The sequence below is a fragment of the Halostella litorea genome, from assembly GCF_004785955.1.
Lineage (GTDB): Archaea > Halobacteriota > Halobacteria > Halobacteriales > Natronoarchaeaceae > Halostella > Halostella litorea.
Genome location: NZ_SJER01000004.1, coordinates 105161 through 123326, shown reverse-complemented (window position 1 = coordinate 123326; position 18166 = coordinate 105161). Strand labels below are relative to the sequence as shown.

Below are 18166 nucleotides of genomic sequence, written 5' to 3'. Positions count from 1 at the left end.
TAGTTGTCACACAAAAAAGTGGTTGCGCCGATGCGGGGGCAAAGTAACACCGGTGTAACCACCTGATACCGATGTCCGGGAGCGCTTAAGCCCGTCCCGCGACAACACTTGGGTACGACACATCACCTATGTCACAGCAGAAATCCGACTACGCGGCCGACACCGACATCGACGAATCGCTCGACGAACTGCCCGACGACGAGACGGTCGAGGCGACCGCCGAAAACCTCCGGGACAACGGGTTCGACGTCGTCGTCGTCGACTCGGCCGAGGAGGCCCTGGAGGCGGTACAGTCGCAGATCCCGTCCGGCGCGTCGGTGATGAACGGCCACTCGACGACCCTTGAGGAGATCGGCTTCGCCGAGTACCTGAGCGAGGGCGACCACGAGTGGGAGAGCCTCGCCGACGAGATCTGGTCCATCGACGACGACGCAAAGCGCCAGGCCGCCCGTCGCGAGTCCCAGACGGCCGACTACTTCCTGGGCGGCATCAACGCGATCGCTCGGACGGGCGAACTCGTCGCGGCCGACCGCTCGGGCAGCCGGATCGGCGCGTACCCGTTCGCCGCGAGCAACGTCGTCATCGTCAGCGGCGTGAACAAGGTCGTGCCGACGCTTTCCGACGCGCTCGACCGCCTCGAATCCGTCGCGTACCCGCTCGAAAACGAGCGGGCGAAGGAGGCCTACGGCGTGGAGTCGGCGATCGCAAAGCAGCTCATCTTCCGGCAGGAACTCGAGGACGACCGCACGACCGTCGTGCTGGTCCGCGAGCAACTCGGCTACTGACCGGTCGACGCGTTTCGGCTCACTCCTGCATCGCGGGCTCGTCGACCGGCGGTTCGATCCTGACCCCGTAGACGAGCAGCCCGGCGGCGACGGCGGTGCCGGCCCCGAGCAGCCACCACGACGCCCGGTAGCCGACGGCGTCCGCGAGGTAACCGAAGGCCGGCGGGGCGACGACGGAGCCGCCGACCAGCGCTAGCTGGCCGCCGGCGGTCGCGCCGCCCATCTCCTCCGCCGTCACCAGCGTCGCCATGTAGGAGTAGTACACTCCGGTGTTCCCGAGGACGAAGAAGCCCAGCGCGGCGAACGCGACGGCGGCGCTCCACGGGCTCCCCGCGCGCCCCACGACGGCGAACAGCGCTGCGCCGGCGACGGCCTGGACGACCAGGACCGCGCCGATCCTGGTCCGAGGCTCGCCCGGCAGGTTGTCGCTCAGCCACCCGCCGACGAGGCGGCCGACGCTGCCTGATAGCTGTACGAGCGCGAGGACGACGCCGCCGAACGCGACCGAAGTACCGACCGACTCGGAGACGTAGAGGACGGTGTACCCCGTCGTCGTGAACAGCGCCGCGCCGAGGAAAAAGCCCGCGGCGACGAGCACACGGTACGGCCGGTTCCGGGCCAGGGCCCGGAAGTCGGGGTACTCCGCGGCGCCGCCGTCGCCGACGCCGCGGTAGGCGAGCGCGAAGACGACGGCGACGACGAGGCCGAGGCCGGCGGCGACGAGGAAGCCGGCCTGCCAGAACAGGACGGCCGCGAGGCCGGTCACGAGCAGCGAACTGACCCCGCTGCCGGCCGTGACGCCCACCTGCTTGATCCCCATCGCGAGGTTCTGTCGTCCCGCGGGGATGTTGTCGTAGACGGCCTTGTTCGTCCCGGGGATGGCCGTCGCGTACGTCGACCCGAGGAAAAACGCCGCCGCGAGCAGGAGAGCGTACGTGGGTGCGCCGGCGACCATCAGAGCACCGGCCGAGAGGCCGACGAGACCGACCACGAGCGTACGCCACTCACCGAACCGGTCGACCAGCGCGCCGACGGGCAGCAGCCAGACCGCGTAGCCAAGCGTGAGCGCGGTCACGACGAAGCCGACGGTGAACCGCGAGAGGTCGAAGGCGTCCCGGAAGAACGGGGTGGCGGCAAACACGGTGTAGTAACAGACGCTCGCCGCGACCTGCCACAGCGTCACGAGCGAGACCGTACGCCAGTACGTCCGACCCATCGGCTACCCCGACGTTTCTCCGACGGCCGCTTTACTCTCCCGGAGTCGGAGACACGTGCCGGGGCGGTCGGTCGCCCGTCCGCCGGTCACTCCCCGTCCCACTCGCCGCCGACCCGGTCGACCCCCATCATCGACTCGCCGGGGTGTTCGGTGAACACGGCTTTCATGTTCTCGTCGGGCACGTCGAACCGCTCCCCGACGAACGCGAAGACGTCGAGCGCGAACGCGCGCTTGCGGTCGAACGACCGCCCCCGCCGTATCTGGGCGTCGAGGAAGAGCAGCGGCCCATCGACCGCCCGCCCGAGGTGCATGTCGGCCGGTTCCCGCTCGCGGATCGTCACCGCGACGTGGCCGGCCGAAGTCGCCATCTCGGCGGTGTAGCTGTCGGTCACGCTATCCGCCAGCGCCCGTTTCGCCTCGTCCGACGGCGAGAGGGTCGTGTCGAACTGAAGCAGCGGCATGCCTCGACGTCCCGGCGGAACGGTATAGTGTTCGGCGATGTCGCGTCGATGCCGTCGGCCGCCGCGTGTGCGCCGCTGACCGCGGTCACCGTCGCTCGCACAGCTCTACAAGATTTGAAAATACTGTGTACGATAATCGAGTACACGTACCGTAACCGCTTTGGTCCCCGCCGGTAAACGATCGTGACAATGCTACACGCGAAAGGGCCGCTGCTCTCGGTGGACGTCGGTCGGCGGGAGACCGAAACGGAATCGATCGACGGGGTGCTGGAGTCGTTCGTCGGCGGTCGCGGCGTCGGGACGAAACTCGCCTACGACCGGCTGTCGTTCAACGCCGACCCGTTCGGGGCGGAGAACGCCCTCTACTTCTCGACCGGACCGATGCAGGCGTCGACGATGAGCTTCACCGGGCGGATGAACTGCACGGGGATCTCGCCGCTGACCGACCGGCTGATCTCCTCGAACGCCGGCGGGTTCATGTCGCGGAACTTCGCCGATGCGGGCTACGGGGCCGTCGAGATCACCGGCGAGAGCGACGAACTCCTCGCCGTCCACGTCACCGACGAGGGCGTCGAGTTCGAGGAGGTGCCGGAGCTGGCAGGCGCGACCGTCAGCGAGACCAACGAGGCGCTGACCGCGGACCGAGACATCGGCACCGACAACCTCGCCGTCGTCGGGCCGGCGGGCGAGAACCGGGTCCGATTCGCGTCGATCATGACCAGCGAGAACCGCGCGTTCGGCCGCGGCGGCCTCGGCGCGGTCCTCGGCGCGAAAAACGTCAAGGCGGTCAGCTTCGACGGCGACTCCGCACACGAGTACGACATCCCGTCCTCCGCGATGGACATCCACCGCGAGGCCGCGACCGACGACCACATCATGAAGCGGCAGGGGACGACCAGCGTCACCGACCTCGCGAACGCGATGGACGCGCTCCCGACGAAGTACTTCGAGCGCCAGTCCTACGAGGACGCGGACAAGATAAACGGCGACCGCGTCGAGGAGAAGAAGTACAAGAAGGGGACCTGCTCGGCCTGCGCGTTCGCCTGCAAGCTCCCGACGAAAGACGAGGAGCGCGGGGTCGAGACCGAGGGTCCGGAGTTCGAGACGGTGATGTCGTTCGGCAGCAACCCGATGGTCGACGACATCGTCGACGTGATGCAGTCCAACGAACTCTGTGACGAGTACGGCCTCGACACCATCTCCTGTGGCGACGTGGTGTCGGCGTACGTCGCGGCCGAGGACGAGTGGGGCAACGCCGACCTGGTCCACGAGACGGTCGAGAAGATCGCCCACCGCGAGGGCATCGGCGACGACCTCGCGGAGGGGGTCGCCCGCGTCCACGACGACCTCGGCGTCGAGGACTGGACGGTCAAGGGGATGGAGTTCCCCGCCCACGACGGCCGGAAGCTCAACGGCCAGGGGCTGAGCTACGCGGTCGCGAACCGCGGGGCCGACCACATGTACGCCGTGTTCTACTCCTACGAGTACCCCCTCGTCGGCAAGGACCAGGCGATGGACCCGGCGGGGCTGGAGGGCAAGCCGCCCGCGCTGGTCGAGAAGGAAAACCAGATGGCGCTGAACGACAGCGGCGTCGTCTGCAAGTTCTCGCGGGACTTCATGACGCCCGAGCGCTACGAGATGCTGTTCGGCGCGGACTACGAGGACCTGCTGGCCGTCGGCGGGCGGATCGTCGACCTCGAACGCGCGTTCAACAACGAGCGCGGCTACGACCGCGGCGAGGACGCGCTCCCCTACGAGATAGAGGGGCTAGAGGCCGCGCTCGACGAATACTACGAGCACCGCGGCTGGACGGACGACGGCGTCGTCCCCGAGGACCAGCGGCCGGCGTCGGCATAGGGGGCGACGGGTCGGGCCGACGGCATCGCCCCGCCCCGCCCCGGCCGGCCGCGCGTGAGCACCGACCCCGGCTACCGCGTGTCGAGCAGCCGAACCGGGTGTGCGGGCCGACGCGAGAGCAGTGCGTCGAGCTGTTCGAGACACGACGTGCCGCTGGCGACGACGGTCCGGTCCGCGGTTTCGTCGGTCGTGAACTGGTCGGCGAGGGACTCGCCGACGTCCACGCTGAGCTCGTAGTACTCGGACTTGTAGCCGAAGCTGCCGGCCATGCCGCAACACTCCACGTCAGAGGTCGTCACGTCGAACCCGCGGGCTTCGAGCACCGCCACCGTCTGGGGTTCGAGGCCGAGCGTGCGCTGCTGGCAGTGACTGTGGTAGGCGACCCCCTGGCCGTCGCCGTCCGGGAGCGCGTCGGCGTCCGCGCCGTTCTCCAGCAGGCCGTAGACGTACTCCATGAGTTCGTAGCTGTGGTCCCGTAGCGCGACGTAGTCGTCCTCGGGGAGGAGCCGTTCGTACTCCCGGCGGAACATCGCCAGATCCGAGGGTTCGATGACGACGATGTCGTGGCCCGCCGCGACGGCGGGTGCGAGCGCGTCGTAGACGGATTCGGCGTTGGACCGGGCGGTTGCCACCATCCCCTGTGAGAACGGTGCGCGGCCGCTCTCGCCGGCGGCCGGCACGTCGACCCGGACGTCGAGCGCTTCGAGGACGCGGACCGCGGCCTTCCCGCGCTCGGTGCGCACGTAGTTCGTGTACGCGTCGGGATACAGCGCGACCTGACGGCGTGCCTCGTCGGGGCTTACCCGCGGCCCGCGGTCCTCGAACCACTCGACGAGTGACTCCCGCTCGAACGACGGAAGCTCGCGGCGGCTGTCGACGCCGACGGTTCGCTCCATGACCGTGCGACCGACCGACGAGCGCGCCACCCAGTTCGAGAGCGGCGCGAACGCCGACCCGAGCTTCGCGAGCGTATCGAAGTTCCCGAACAGGCGTTTCTGCAGGTCGAGGCCGCCCGGTTCCTCGTCGGGGGTGAGCCCCTCCACAAGGAAGTCGAGGTTCCCGTTTTTCCCGCGGTTGATGCGGTCGCGGACGACCGTGTTGATCCACGGGATGTCGATCTTGACCGGACACTGGTTCACGCACCGACTGCACCCCGTACAGAGGTCGTTGAACTCCGCGGCGCTGTCCTCGCCGTGGACCCCGGCCTCCCAGCCGGTGGCGATGCCGCCGGAGTACGTCTCGCCGCCGAAGGCGTGGCCGCCGACGTGCTGGAAGTTCGCACACGAGTTCGCGCACGCCGAACACCGGATGCAGTACAGCGTCTCCCGGAGGTCGTCGTCCTCCCGCATCTCCATCCGGCCGTTGTCGATGAGCACGAGGTGGAACTCGCGGTCGTCGCCGGAGCCGAGGTCGCCGTCCCCGCCGAAGGTCGGCGAGTCGCCGGGCGGCGTGAAAAGCGAGACGTAGGAGGTGATGTCCTGTCCGGTCCCCGACCGGCCGATGAGTTCGACGAACGGCTGGAGGTCCTCGACGCTCGGGACCAGCTTTTCGACGCCCGCGACCGCGACGTGGGTGTCCGTCGCCTGCACGCACTTGCGGGCGTTGCCCTCGCTGGTGACCAGCGCGAGCGTGCCGGTGTCCGCCGTGACGAAGTTCGCCCCCGTCATGCCGACCTCGGCGTCCAGGATCCGCTCGCCGAGATGCTCGCGGGCGAACCGCGTCAGCTCCTCGGCGGTTTCGAGGGGCTCGTCGGGATCGAACACCTCGTTGAACAGTGAAGCGATCTCCTCGCGGGACTTGTGGATGGCCGGGGCGACGATGTGTGAGGGGGCCTCGTCGGCGACCTGCAGGACGAACTCGGCGAGGTCCGTCTCCCAGACGTCCGCGCCGCTGGCTTCGAGGGCCCCGTTGACCTCGATCTCCTCGCTGGTCATCGACTTCGATTTCACGACGTCGCGGCCGTCGACAACCTCCGTGACGTACCGGTTCGCGTCGGCGGCGTCGTCCGCGACGTACACGGTGCCGCCGTTGGCCTCGACGGCCTCGGTGACCCGGTCGACGAGTTCGGGGAGCCGTTCGATGGCGTCCTCCTTGATCGCGCGGGCCTCGTCCTTGAGGGCCTCGTAGTCCTCCAGGTCAGCGGTGGACTCGTACCGGCCCTCGTTGAAGACCTGCGTGTTCCCCTGAACGCTGTCGCCCTCGGTGTCGAGGAGGTGACGGATCCGTTCGGCCTTCCGCCGGCGGTCGTCGACGCTCATCTGTCCTCCACGAGTACGACGGTCACGTCCATCGGACCGTGGGCTCCCTTGACGAGCGCACCCATGTCCGCCGTCGCGCTCGGCCCGGTCGCGATGATGGCCTGTCCGGTCCCGCCACGGATGTCCTCGGCGAGTCGGTCGAACGCCGCGTCCATGTCCGGCAGGACGTCGCTTGCGGCGACGACCGCGACGTGTTCGTCGGCGTAGAGGCTCACCGGCTCCTCGCCGTCGGCCCCGCCCTGGATTACGACGGAGCCGTAGTCCGCGATGCCGTAGCCGGCGGCGGTGACGCCGGTGTCCGCTGCGTCGAGTTCCGCGACCGTGGGGTCCGTCTCGACGGCGTCCGGCAGCGAGACGTCCTCGAAGGGCAGCGACGCGCCGACCGCGGGGGTGCTGACGAGCGGGGCGAGCGCCGATTCGAACCGGTCCGCCGTCGTCCGAACGAGTTCCACGCCGACCTCGTCGAGCGACGACTCGAACGACGCGAGTGGTTCGGTTGACATTTAGTGGACGTTGACCGCACGGCCTAATGGGTGTTTTCCTCTACTGCTCCGGGCCAAAAATTACCGCCCGAACCGACTGACACCGCTCCCCGCCCCGGATGGTATTTGACGGTTCATTTCAACCAAAAAGTAAGTTACATATGCCTGGTTGACCCAGGTCGAGACATAGCCGAAATATGGCCGATGTACTTACACTTGCGTTCGTCGGTATCGTTCCGATCGGCGTCGCGTTCGTGTTGCTCGCCGGACTACGGTGGTCGGCGGCCCGCGCGATGGGCGTCGGCTGGCTGCTCGCGACCGCTATCGGACTCACGTACTGGAGCATGGAGCCCGACTGGCTGGTGGCATCGGCCGTCTACGGCGCGTTGCAGGCCGTCGACATCATCCTCATCGTCTTCGGCGCCATCCTCCTGATGAACTACTTGGAAGGGAGCGGCGCCATCGCCACCATCAGGTGGTACTTCGGCCAGATCGAGGAGGACCGGCGGATTCAGGTGCTCCTTATCGGTCTCGGCTTCATGACCATCATCGAGGGCGCGGCGGGCTTCGGTACCCCGGGCGCGCTCGCCGCCCCGCTGTTCATCGGCCTCGGGTTCCCGCCGCTGGCCGCCGCGGTGTTCGGGCTCTACTTCAACGCGCCGAACCCGCCGTTCGGCGCGGCCGGGACGCCGGTCATCGGCGGCACGGGCGCCGTCATCGAACCCGCGCTTTCCGGGTCGATGTCCGTCGGCGAGTTCCTCTCGATGGTCTCCGCGTGGTCCGGCATCGTCACGGGGCTCACGTACGTCTTCTGGGGGCTGCTCGGCGTGTTCTTCATGACCTACTGGTTCGGGGACGGCGACCGTAGCGTCGGGGGCGCCGTCCGTAGCACGCTCCCCATCGCGCCGTTCGCGCTCCTCCTCGGCGCGGTGACGGGCGGCACCCAGCTTGTGATCGCGTGGTTCGTCGGGCCCGCGCTCCCCGACATCGCCGCCGGGTTCGTCGTGCTCGCGGTCGGCCTCCTGCTCGCGAACAACGACGTGCTCGTCCCCGAGCGCGAGTGGGACTTCCCCGACGAGTCGACGTGGAGCGACACGTGGCTCGGCGGCCTCGACCCCGACGAGGTGTCCCGCGATGAGCCCCAGAAGGAGATGTCCGTCCTCATGGCGTGGACGCCGTACCTGCTCGTCGCGCTCGCCCTGCTCGTCACGCGGTGGCCGGACCTCACCGTCGCGGGCGTCGCCGTCCTCGACTGGATCCAGAGCTTCTCGGTCAGCCTCGACTCGATCCTCGGCACCGAACTCGGCTACACCCTCCAGTACCTCTACCTCCCGGGGACGATGCCGTTCATCCCCATCGCCATCCTCACCGGCTTCCTCCACCGGATGGACACGTCGGAGATGGGCGCGGCGTGGCGGCGCTCGATCCAGCAGGTCGCTCCGGCCGCACTCACGCTCGTCATCGCCGTGTCGATGACGCAGATAATGATCCAGTCGCAGACGAACACCGCGGACCTCCTCGGGATGATGGAAGCGCTCAGCCGGGCGCTCGCGAGGGGCGCCGGCGGGCTACTGCCCCTCGCCTCCCCGTGGATCGGCGCCATCGGCTCGTTCATGACCGGGAGCAACACGTCCTCGAACATCCTCTTCAGCGTCCTGCAGTACAACGCCGCCGAGACGGTCGGGCTCTCCCGGGTGGTCGTCGTGAGCCTCCAGAACGTCGGCGGCGGCCTCGGGAACATGGTGTCCGTGCTCAACGTCGCCGCCATCTGCGGCGTCGTCGGGATCACCGGAAACGAGGGCGACCTGCTGCGAAAGGCTGTCGTCCCGATGGCGGTTTACGCGGTGTTCGCCGGGCTGTTCGGGATGCTACTGACGTACGTTCTGGTTCCCGGGCTGTTCTGAGGCCCGGCCGGCGGCCCGCTTCACGATCCGCCGCTAACTGCCCTCTTGTGCGGTCGTTTCGGCGTATTTGCCACCAGAGGCGTGGTCCCCGGCGAGGGGGAGGTGAGCCGAGCAGGGGTTCACTTCCCGTCGCCGAGCGTGAGCGTCATCGCCTCGAACTCCATGAACGCCGTCTGGTAGCCGCGGTGCCGGGCGACCTGCGGCGGCGCGCCGACCTCCAGGGTGACGTCGTCGCCCATCGCGATGTCGGGAACCGCCGCGCCGTAGTGGTAGCCCAGTTCCGGGTGGATGCCGGCGGGGAGGGTGTCGCGGAACCGCGTCTCGCTCCCGTCGGTGACCGTCGCGCGGAGGCCCATGAACGGCAGCGGATACCGGTTGTACGGCGTCCGGGCCGACACCGCCAGATACGGGGCGGCACTGTCGACCCCGGCCGGCGACGGTTCGAGCACCTGCACCGCGAACGTCGCGTCGCCGCTCCTGACGACGCCGCCGTGGCGGCCCGGCAGCGCCGCCGGTTCGGGCAGCGCTCCGGTCGGCCGCCCCATCGTCTCCATCGGTTCGAGCGCGCCCTGCTGTCCGGACTCCTCCAGGAACTGCTCGCGGATGTTGTTCATGATGTCGTACCGGAACGGCAGATCGAACTCGGCGGTGACGGACTCGGTGAACCGCCCGCTGTAGTCGCCCAACTGGCGCGCCGAGACGGGGTCCAGCGTGAGCCGCACCGCGTACTCGCCCTCGCCCGGGAACGCGACGTTGTCGCCGAAGTGCGGCCCCATCTGCTGGGACAGCATCGGCCACAGCGACTTCTCGGTCACGACGTCGCCGCTCGCGGCGTCCCGGACCTCGACCGGCGGGCTCCCGAGCGGGATCACCTGCCCGTACTCCGGGTCCCAGACGCTCGCCATGAGATGCATCCCCCGGCCGTTCTCGATGCGGACGTAGCTCACCTCCTGGCCCGTCAACACCCAGAAGTCGTGGAGCAGGGTGTAGGACATCATCACCCTGTACGGCCCGGCGTCGGCCGTGCCGGCCATCCGCATCCCGTCCCGGTGGGCCGGCACGTACACGACCCGGTCGTCCCGCGCGACGTTCGGGAGGTCACGCCCCGGCGCCTCCTCGGTCGTCTCCGTCGTCGTGCGGGTGCTCGTCGCCGTCGACGACGTGGGTTCGGTCGTCCGGTTCGTCCCGGGGTCGGCGTCGTCCTCCGACGCACAGCCGGCGATGGCCGTCGCGAGCGCGACCCCGCCCGCGGCGAGAAACGACCGGCGCGTGGACTCCTTGCGCATTCGTGTGGGTCGGTACTAGGCGCTGGCGACCATAAACTGTTGGGAGCGCGATACTCCGCCGCCGGCCGACGGACGCCGCACGCGGGATCGTTCTACGCGGTGGTCACCGGGGTTCGGGGAACGCCCGCTTCGCGCGGGGCGGAACCAGGTAGTTGCCCCGGCGCGTCGTCGTGATGTACTGCAGGATCCCGTTGTTGTTCCTCGTGCCGACGCCCCCGACGTTCGCGACGTCCTCGCCGTTCATCGCCTCCCGCGTCTCCACGAAGTCCGCGATGGACGCCTGGAGGCTGAGGAAGTGGACGCCGGTCCGCCCGCCGTCGACCGTCGCGAAGTCCCGGCGGAGGATCCGCGGGTTGCCGTCCCCGTCCCGGGCCCGCGCCGTCTTCTGCGTGTGCCCGACGACACCCTGCTCGAACGCGTCGTCCTCGACCCGGTCGGCGATGCCGGTCTCCTCGACCAGCGACGAGTCGCCGAGGTTCTCGCCGACGCCCTCCACCAGGTCCTCCGCCGCGTGCGTCGGGGAGAACATCTTCGCGACGCGTTGCTCCCGGGAGTCCTGGGTGTACCACTGGTCCAGTTCGGTGCGAATCAGCGAGAGGTGCTGGGTCGTCCCGCCGGCGAACGGGCCGTCGGATATCGTGACGGCGTCCTCCGTCGCCTGGTTCTTCGCGAAGCCGGATTTGAACCCCATGAACAGCGGCGCGTCCTCCGGGACCGCGCCCTCGGGGACGCCGTCGGCGTCGTCGTGTGCCGCCGGCAGTCCCGCACCGATGAACCCCGTCCGCCGGTCGACCCGTTCGAGCAGTCCGTCGACGGTTTCGCCCATCTCGGTCCCGTTCGCCGTCACGGACTCGCCGAACAGCGCCTGCTCGGCCTCGATCACAGTCGAACCCTGATCGCTCGCCAGGTGGATGAGGACGTCCGGCGTGTCGAGCGCCGGGTCCTCGAACGGTGCCAGCGCCTCCGGCGGCGGCAGGTCCACCGACTCGTGCAGCGACGCGTCGTACCGGTCGAAGTACGCCGGGGAGTAGCCGACGGTGAACAGGAGTCCGTCCGACCCCCAGCCGTACGCCCGCTCCAGTTCGCGGAACGCGTCCGCCGCCCGCGTCCGGTCGGCGTCGTCGACCGGCCCGTCGCCCGCGTAGTCGGCCAGCAGCAACACGTGGTGGCGGGCCAGCACCGGGTTGCCGTGCTCGTCGGTCGGCGAGAACTCGTGCCAGGCGTGCTGTCGGGCCGGCGGCTCGGGGTCCGGTTCGGCGTCCGTCGGCCGGCCGGTGGTTCGGTCGGCCTCGGTCGGGCCTTCGGACCGGTCTTCGAGGCCGAGACACGCGGAGAGCCCCGCCGACCCGCCGACGGCGACGGCGATCCGGATCGCCTCCCGCCGGGTCAGGTCCCCGTTGCCGTTCGTCATTCGTGCCCTCTTACGGTCGGATCCGGGATAAGTTCCCGGTCGCCGTTCGAGTGCAGGTTCGGGGGCTTCCCCGCCGACGGAATAAACTCTTGGGAGTTTACTTTTAAGCAGAGCGGCGGTCGCTGGCCGCTGGCGTCCGGCCGATCGACCGTCCTCGAGTCGTCTCCCTCCCGTAGGAATCGTGTTTTAAACATCGAACTGAGCACCTGAAGCGAATCCGGCATCGGGACGTATTCCGATCGTTCGCACATATTTTTAAACGTTCTTCCGGGAATTGCAGGCGAGACTTTATTACCTATGTTCGAATAGGTTTTCGCATGTCAGATAGTGGTGCGAACGACGAAAACGGGCGGACCGAGGACGTCGACGACTCCGGGAGGTCGCCCAGTATCGACCGGCGGAAGTTCATCGCGACCACCGCGGCGGTGGGCGTCGCCGGGGTCGCGGGCTGTAACTCGTCGGACGGCGACGAAGAGGAGACGACTGAGCCGAGCGGCGACGACACCGACGACTCCACCGAGACGGAGATGACCGAGGAGGAGACGACGTCGGAGCCCTCCGTCTCCGGCGAGGTGACCATCGTTCACGACACGCACGTCCACGGGAGCTACGGCGACCTGGAGGGCCAGGTCAACGTGGCGACGTACTTCCAGCTCATGAATCAGATCGCCGACGGCGCGGAAAACTCCATCAAAGTTGGAAGCGGCGACGACCTGGCCTCGTCCGTCCTGTCGGCCCAGTTCGACGGGAAGCACATCACCGACGCGTTCAACGCGGGCGGCCTGGCGTTCGACACGTTCGGGAACCACGACTTCGACATGGGGCCTGACGTCACGCGCGACCGCATCGCGGACAGCGAGTTCCAGTGGGTCAGCGCGAACGTCCGGGACACGGAGGCGGGCGATGTGTTCGGCGCGGAGCAGGGCGCGAGCCGGTACGAACTCGTCGAACTCGGCGGCGTGACCGTCGGGCTCACGGGGATCATCAACGTCGCGGCCCCGACGATCACGTCGATGGGCGAGACCACCGAGGTTCCGGGCCTCGACGACCCGGTGTCGGAGACGGTGAGCGACATGCAGGACGACGGGGCCGACCTCGTCGTCGTCATGTCCCACGTGGCCGCCGAGAACGCGCGGGAACTGGCGGAGAACGTCGACGGGATCGACGCCATCGTCGGCGACCACGCAGCGACGTTCTCCGAGGAGGCCGAGGTCGTCAACGACACGGTGCTTTCGTTCGTCGGCGACGAGTACGAGTACGTCGGCGAACTCACCCTCACCGTCGAGGACGGCGAGCGGACCGACCACAGCCTGACGGCACACGAGACCGCCTCAGCGGTCGAGAGCGGCGACGTCGAACCGCACCCGGAGGTCCAGGAGGTCGCACAGGGGTACGAGGAACAGCTCAGCGAGCAGTTGGACACCGTGATCGGGGAGACGACCGTCCCGCTCGACGCGCGGGAGTCGGTCGTCCGCGAGGAGGAGGCCAACATCGGGAACTACATCACCGACGCGCTCCGCGCCCGCGGCGACACGGACGTCGCGATCCAGAACGGCGGCGGCATCCGGACCGACACGCGGTACCCCGAGGGCGACGTCACGAAGCGGCTGGTGTACAGCCTCCTCCCGTTCGGGAACAACCTCGTCACCGTCGAGGTGTCGGGCGAGACGCTGCTGGAGGTCCTCGAACTGGGCTCGATGAGCGGCGGCGGGTTCCTCCAGATCAGCGGGATGAGCTACACGTACGACCCCGAGGCGGACCAGGGCGACCGCATCGTCGAGGCGCAGGTCGGCGGCGAAGCGCTCGACCCCGAGGCGACCTACACCATGGCGACGAACAACTTCACCGCGACGGGCGGCGACGGGTACACCATGCTGCAGGACGCGACCCGGATCATCGACGCCAACGAGGGTGAACTGCTGTCGGTCATCGTCGCGAACTCGGTCGAGGCCGAGGGGACCATCTCGCCCGAGGTCGAGGGCCGTATCACGACGGAGTAGCGACGGTCGCGGGCGGCGCTCGGTCAGACACCGTTTCGAGGCGGTTGAGGCTCATCGGCGACAGTCGAGACCGAGCGAGAACAGCGAAATCACTTCCCCGAAGACCGCAGGACTGCGGATTTCCCCGACCTACCAGGAGGTGATCGTCACGTCGCGGAGCGGCCGGTCCAGCGGGACCGACACGTCGCCGCCCGTGTAGTGGGAGATGTAGAACCCGGCGATGATCTCCAGCGATCGGGCGGCCTCCCGTCCGGGCGAGCGGTTCGTCGCATCGCCGTCGAGGAGTTCGACGACGTGGTCGGCCGCGTTGGCGAACGCCGACTCGTAGTCGTCGTCCCAGGTCCACGCGCCCTCGATGCCGGGCAGCGGCTCCTCGACGTGCTCGCCGTCCTCCAGCGACCAGTAGCGCCACTCGCCGTCGTCGTTGTTCATGTACAGTTTCCCCTCGCTCCCGACGAACGAGAGCGTCATCGACGAGTCGTCCCGCGGGATGGTACAGTCTATCGTCGCGAACGTCCCGTCGTCCATGAGGGCGTAGCCGCCGCCGGCGGCGTCGTCGACGTCCCGGTCGGCGTCGAGCGAGTCGACCGCCTCGTTCTCCCCGGAGATGTAGCCGGACACCCGGTCCGCGCGGGCGTCCAGCAGGTAGACGAGCGTGTCGAGCAGATGCGTCGAGTTCCGGAGCAGTTCCATCCGGAACTGGCTCGACACCGAGTGGACCTCGCCCAGCAGGTCCTCCTCCTGCATCAGGTCGTGGAGCCGGCGGAGCTTGTCGGTAAAGCGGAACGAGTGGTTCACCAGCAGTTCCGCGTCGGCGTCGTCACAGGCGTCGATCATCTCCTCGGCGTCGGTCACCGAGGAGGCGATCGGCTTCTCGCACCAGACCACGTCCGGGTCGGCCGCGGCCCGCACCGTGTCGACCACGTGGTCGCGGTGCAGGAACGACGGCGTACACACCGAGACGACATCCAGGTCCTCCGCCTCCAGCATCGCCTCGTGGCCGACGTACCGGCCTTCGGGCGGGATGTCCCAGGCCTCGCCGAACGTGTCGAGTTTCTCCTCGTCGACGTCGGCGACGGCGACGAGTTCGACGCCCTCGGCCTCGTCGTAGCCGCCGGCGTGGCTGGCGCGGATCTTCTCCTTCCCGATGGCCTCCTCGTCGTGCATGCCGAGGATGCCCATGCCGGCGATCCCGCCGGTGCCGATGATGCCCGCGCGATACGTCATCGGCGGACGAACTCGTTTTCGAGGGTGCCGACGCCCTCGACCTCGACCTCGACGACGTCGCCGTCGGAGAGCGGGCCGACGCCCGCCGGCGTCCCGGTGGAGATCACGTCGCCCGCTTCCAGGGTCATGTACGTCGTGATCTCGGCGATCAGTTCCTCGACGCCGAAGATGAACTGGTCGCGCCCGGAGTCCTGCTGGACCTCGCCGTTGACGCGCAGTTCGATGCCGGCGTCGTCGGGCACCTCGTCGGGCGTCGCCACGACCGGGCCGACCGGGGCGGCGTTGTCGAACGCCTTCCCGCGGACCCAGTTCTGCTCGACGCGCTGGTCGTCGCGGTTCGACACGTCGTTGAGGCAGGTGAACCCCTCGACGACGTCCATCGCCTCGCTCTCGGGGACGTTCCGGCACTGCTCGCCGATCACGACGCCCAGTTCGGCCTCCCACTCGACGGTCTCCTTGCCCTCTGGGAGCGGGATCGTGTCCCCGTGGCCGGACACCGTGTTCGGCGGCTTCAGGAACAGCAGCGGCCGGTCGGGCAGTTCCATGCCCTCCTCCTCGGCGTGGTCGGCGTAGTTGAGGCCGACACAGACGATCTTGCTCGGCTCGGTCGGGGGCAACACGTCGACCTCCTCCGGGTCGTACGTCCGCCCGCCGAACTCGATCCCGTCGTCGGTCCAGGTGCCGTTGCGAACGCTCCCCGCGGGGTCTTCGAATCGGACTTTTCGCATACGTGCGGTGTCACTCCCAACCGTGAAAAACATTCTGATGCCCCGGTGGTCGCGCCCGCGGCGGCCGGCAGTAGCTTCATGGCACCGGGTCCCGAACCGGGGGACGGACGAGACCAGTGACCATGAAGGCGATCGTACAGACGGGACCGAAGGAGGTCGAGGTACAGCGACGCGAGACGCCGGAGCCGGGCGAAACCGAGGTGCTCATCGACGTCCACAGTGCCGGCCTCTGCGGGAGCGACGCCCACGCCTACGGCTACGAGGGCGGGTACGAGTGGATCGCCATCCCCCGGATCATGGGCCACGAGTACGCCGGGACGGTCGCCGCGGTTGGCGACGGCGTCTCCCGGTTCTCGGTCGGCGACCACGTGGTCGAGGAACCGGTCCACGACTGCGGCGACTGCTTCCAGTGCCGGAACGGGCAGCCGAACGTGTGCGCCGACTTCTCGATCACCGGGATGCACCGGGACGGGGCGTACGCGGAGTACACGACGGTCGACGAGGAGTTCGTCCACCGGGTGCCCGACTCCGTCCCCCTGCGGGCGGCGGCGCTCACGGAGCCGACGAGCGTCGCGACGCGGGCGGTGCTCACGCAGTCCTCCGTCACGCCCGGCGACGACGTCCTCGTCGAGGGGCCGGGACCGATCGGCGTGCTCGTGGCGATGGTCGCGGACTCGCTGGGCGCGAACGTGCTGGTCTCGGGCGTCGGGCGGGACACGGCGTACCGGCTCCCGCTCGTCGAGGACCTGGGGCTCCCGACCGTCAACGCTGCCGCGGAGGGTGCCGGGGACCGGATGGACGCGTTCACCGACGGCCGCGGGTTCGACGTCGTCTTCGACACGACCGGCCACCACACCGGCCTGGAGGAGGCCGTCGAGCACGTCCGGAAGGGCGGCGAAGTGGTCGTCGTCGGCCTCCCCGGGGAACCCAGCGAGATGTACGTGACGCCGGTCGTGCGCGGCGAGATCCGGGTCGAGACGTCGTACGGGTCCCGCTGGCGGAACTTCGAGCAGGCGATACGGCTGATGGACAACGGGTCGATAGACCCGACCGCGATGGCCGACCGGTCGTTCGACGCCGACGAACCGACGGCGGCGTTCGAGGCGTTCCTCGCCTCCGAGACGTGTAAACCGGTGTTCTCGTTCGACTGACGGACCGTCGCCCACGCTCGCCGGGTCCGAAAGCGTGTCCAACGATACTGAACGAGTGCTGTTCCGCGGAAGCCACCGTTCGCGGCCTCACGGGTGCTCTATATGTATCTATCTTTTATGTATAACCGACGAAACGGCGTTCGGTTTACAATCCTAATACTGTAATTTCTCACGGAGTGGTTCCTAACGTTTCTTCACACGCACTGTCCACCATCGATGGACGAGCGGTTCCGACGGACGAGCAACCGAAGCAGGCGGCCGTCAGTCGGCCCGGTACGTCTCGACGCCCTCGAAGGTCATCCCGTGGCCGGGCCGGTCCGGGGGCGTTATCTCCCCGCCCTCGACCGGGACGGGGTCGGCCAGCAGTTCGTCCAACACCGTCGAGTGGTGTTCGATGTAGGGCACGTTGTCGAAGGCACACGCGAGGTGCGCGTGGAGCGGTTCGATGTAGTGGGGCGACACGGGGACGCCCGTCGCGGCCGCCTGCTCGGCGACGTTCACCCACGGCGTAATCCCGCCGACGCGGCAGACGTCGGGCTGGACGTAGTCGACGGCGTCCCGCCGGAGAACCTGCCGGAACTGCGTCTCGTTGTAGAAGTTCTCCCCGGTGGCTATCGGCACGTCGACGCGGCTGCGCAGGTCGGCGTACGACGCGTAGTCGCCCTTTGGCAGCGGCTCCTCCAGCCAGGTGATCGCCACGTCGTCGAGTCGCCCGGCCAGCGCGCGGGCCTCCGGCACCGAGTACGAGCAGTTCGCGTCCAGCATCAGGTCAAGGTCGGCCGGGAGAGTCTCCCGGACGGCCCGGACGCGCTCGACGTCGCGGTCGAGCGACGACCCGACCTTCATCTTCATGCCGGCGAACCCGGCGTCGGCGATCCCCTCGGCGTTCTCGACCAGCGCGTCGGCGTCGTACTGCAGCCAGCCGCCGTCCGTCTCGTACATCCGCACCGGCTCCCGCGCGCCGCCGAGCAGTTCGCACAGCGGCAGCCCCGCGGTCTTCCCGAGGAGGTCCCACAGCGCGATGTCCGCGGCGGCGACGGCGAACTCGCTTATCCCCTCGCGGCCGATGAACGTGGTCTCGCCCCGGAGGTTCGCCCGCACGGTCTTCGGGGCGACCGGCTGGCCCTCCAGTCGCGGCGCGAGCACGTCGTCGAGGAAGCGCTTCGTCGCCGCCCCGCCGCGGCCGATGGTGTAGGTGAACCCGAGGCCGGCGTGGCCGGCGTCGGACCTCGCGGTCAGCGCCACTATCTCCAGCGTGTCGAACGACTGGGTCGCGTCCTCCAGCACCTCCTCGTTCGGCACGCGGTAGAGGCTGGTGTCGACGCTCCGCACGGTGGCCGTTGCTGCATCGTGCATGAACGGCCTGTCGCGGCCCCGGTACAAACAGTTTGCCCACGCGG

Annotated in this window: 14 protein-coding genes; 5 read left to right on the top strand and 9 right to left on the bottom strand. The window is 68.7% G+C overall.

Annotated features, from left to right (window positions below; all coding sequences use genetic code 11):
- Positions 1-128 precede the first annotated feature (128 nt).
- On the top strand, positions 129-785 hold the full coding sequence (locus EYW40_RS13510; RefSeq protein WP_135822182.1) for a lactate utilization protein: 657 nt from the start codon (positions 129-131) through the stop codon (positions 783-785).
- Between the two features lie 19 nt (positions 786-804).
- Here the strand turns inward: EYW40_RS13510 and EYW40_RS13505 are convergent, their stop codons facing one another.
- Entirely contained in the window at positions 805-2001 is a 1197-nt protein-coding gene (locus EYW40_RS13505; RefSeq protein WP_135822181.1) for an MFS transporter, read from the bottom strand.
- An 86-nt stretch (positions 2002-2087) separates the two neighbouring features.
- On the bottom strand, positions 2088-2462 hold the full coding sequence (locus EYW40_RS13500) for a tautomerase family protein (RefSeq protein ID WP_135822180.1): 375 nt from the start codon (positions 2460-2462) through the stop codon (positions 2088-2090).
- A 189-nt stretch (positions 2463-2651) separates the two neighbouring features.
- On the opposite strand from EYW40_RS13500, the gene EYW40_RS13495 reads away from it, so the two are divergent.
- Positions 2652-4319 (top strand): aldehyde ferredoxin oxidoreductase family protein, encoded by a 1668-nt coding sequence (locus EYW40_RS13495; RefSeq protein WP_135822179.1) that lies wholly within the window; start codon positions 2652-2654, stop codon positions 4317-4319.
- A gap of 71 nt (positions 4320-4390) precedes the next feature.
- Here EYW40_RS13495 and EYW40_RS13490 read toward each other — a convergent pair whose 3' ends face one another.
- Both EYW40_RS13490 and EYW40_RS13485 read right to left on the bottom strand, forming a co-directional pair.
- A complete protein-coding gene (locus tag EYW40_RS13490; RefSeq protein ID WP_135822178.1) occupies positions 4391-6577 on the bottom strand; it encodes an LUD domain-containing protein in 2187 nt (728 codons plus the stop codon).
- Positions 6574-7080, bottom strand: a complete 507-nt coding sequence (locus EYW40_RS13485) for a LutC/YkgG family protein (protein WP_135822177.1) — start codon at positions 7078-7080, stop codon at positions 6574-6576. The genes EYW40_RS13490 and EYW40_RS13485 overlap by 4 nt, the downstream gene beginning before the upstream one ends.
- A 176-nt stretch (positions 7081-7256) precedes the next feature.
- On the opposite strand from EYW40_RS13485, the gene EYW40_RS13480 reads away from it, so the two are divergent.
- Positions 7257-8963 carry an L-lactate permease gene (locus EYW40_RS13480; protein WP_135822176.1) on the top strand — a complete coding sequence of 569 codons (1707 nt, stop codon included), beginning with the start codon at positions 7257-7259 and terminating at the stop codon, positions 8961-8963.
- A 119-nt stretch (positions 8964-9082) separates the two neighbouring features.
- Here the strand turns inward: EYW40_RS13480 and EYW40_RS13475 are convergent, their stop codons facing one another.
- Positions 9083-10249, bottom strand: a complete 1167-nt coding sequence (locus EYW40_RS13475) for an iron transporter (RefSeq protein ID WP_237560613.1) — start codon at positions 10247-10249, stop codon at positions 9083-9085.
- 103 nt (positions 10250-10352) lie between these two features.
- Positions 10353-11660 carry a DUF7405 family protein gene (locus tag EYW40_RS13470; RefSeq protein WP_135822175.1) on the bottom strand — a complete coding sequence of 436 codons (1308 nt, stop codon included), beginning with the start codon at positions 11658-11660 and terminating at the stop codon, positions 10353-10355.
- 317 nt (positions 11661-11977) lie between these two features.
- Here EYW40_RS13470 and EYW40_RS13465 point away from each other — a divergent pair, with 317 nt between their 5' ends.
- Positions 11978-13660, top strand: a complete 1683-nt coding sequence (locus EYW40_RS13465; protein ID WP_135822174.1) for a bifunctional metallophosphatase/5'-nucleotidase — start codon at positions 11978-11980, stop codon at positions 13658-13660.
- 129 nt (positions 13661-13789) lie between these two features.
- Here the strand turns inward: EYW40_RS13465 and EYW40_RS13460 are convergent, their stop codons facing one another.
- Positions 13790-14887: a Gfo/Idh/MocA family protein gene (locus EYW40_RS13460; RefSeq protein WP_135822173.1), complete on the bottom strand. Its 1098-nt coding sequence runs from the start codon at positions 14885-14887 to the stop codon at positions 13790-13792.
- Positions 14884-15615, bottom strand: coding sequence for a fumarylacetoacetate hydrolase family protein (locus EYW40_RS13455; RefSeq protein WP_135822172.1), 732 nt, complete (start codon positions 15613-15615; stop codon positions 14884-14886). The genes EYW40_RS13460 and EYW40_RS13455 overlap by 4 nt, the downstream gene beginning before the upstream one ends.
- 122 nt (positions 15616-15737) lie before the next feature.
- Here EYW40_RS13455 and EYW40_RS13450 point away from each other — a divergent pair, with 122 nt between their 5' ends.
- Entirely contained in the window at positions 15738-16766 is a 1029-nt protein-coding gene (locus EYW40_RS13450) for a zinc-dependent alcohol dehydrogenase (RefSeq protein ID WP_135822171.1), read from the top strand.
- Positions 16767-17027: 261 nt separating this feature from the next.
- Here EYW40_RS13450 and EYW40_RS13445 read toward each other — a convergent pair whose 3' ends face one another.
- Positions 17028-18122 carry a mandelate racemase/muconate lactonizing enzyme family protein gene (locus EYW40_RS13445; protein WP_135822170.1) on the bottom strand — a complete coding sequence of 365 codons (1095 nt, stop codon included), beginning with the start codon at positions 18120-18122 and terminating at the stop codon, positions 17028-17030.
- Positions 18123-18166 lie beyond the last annotated feature (44 nt).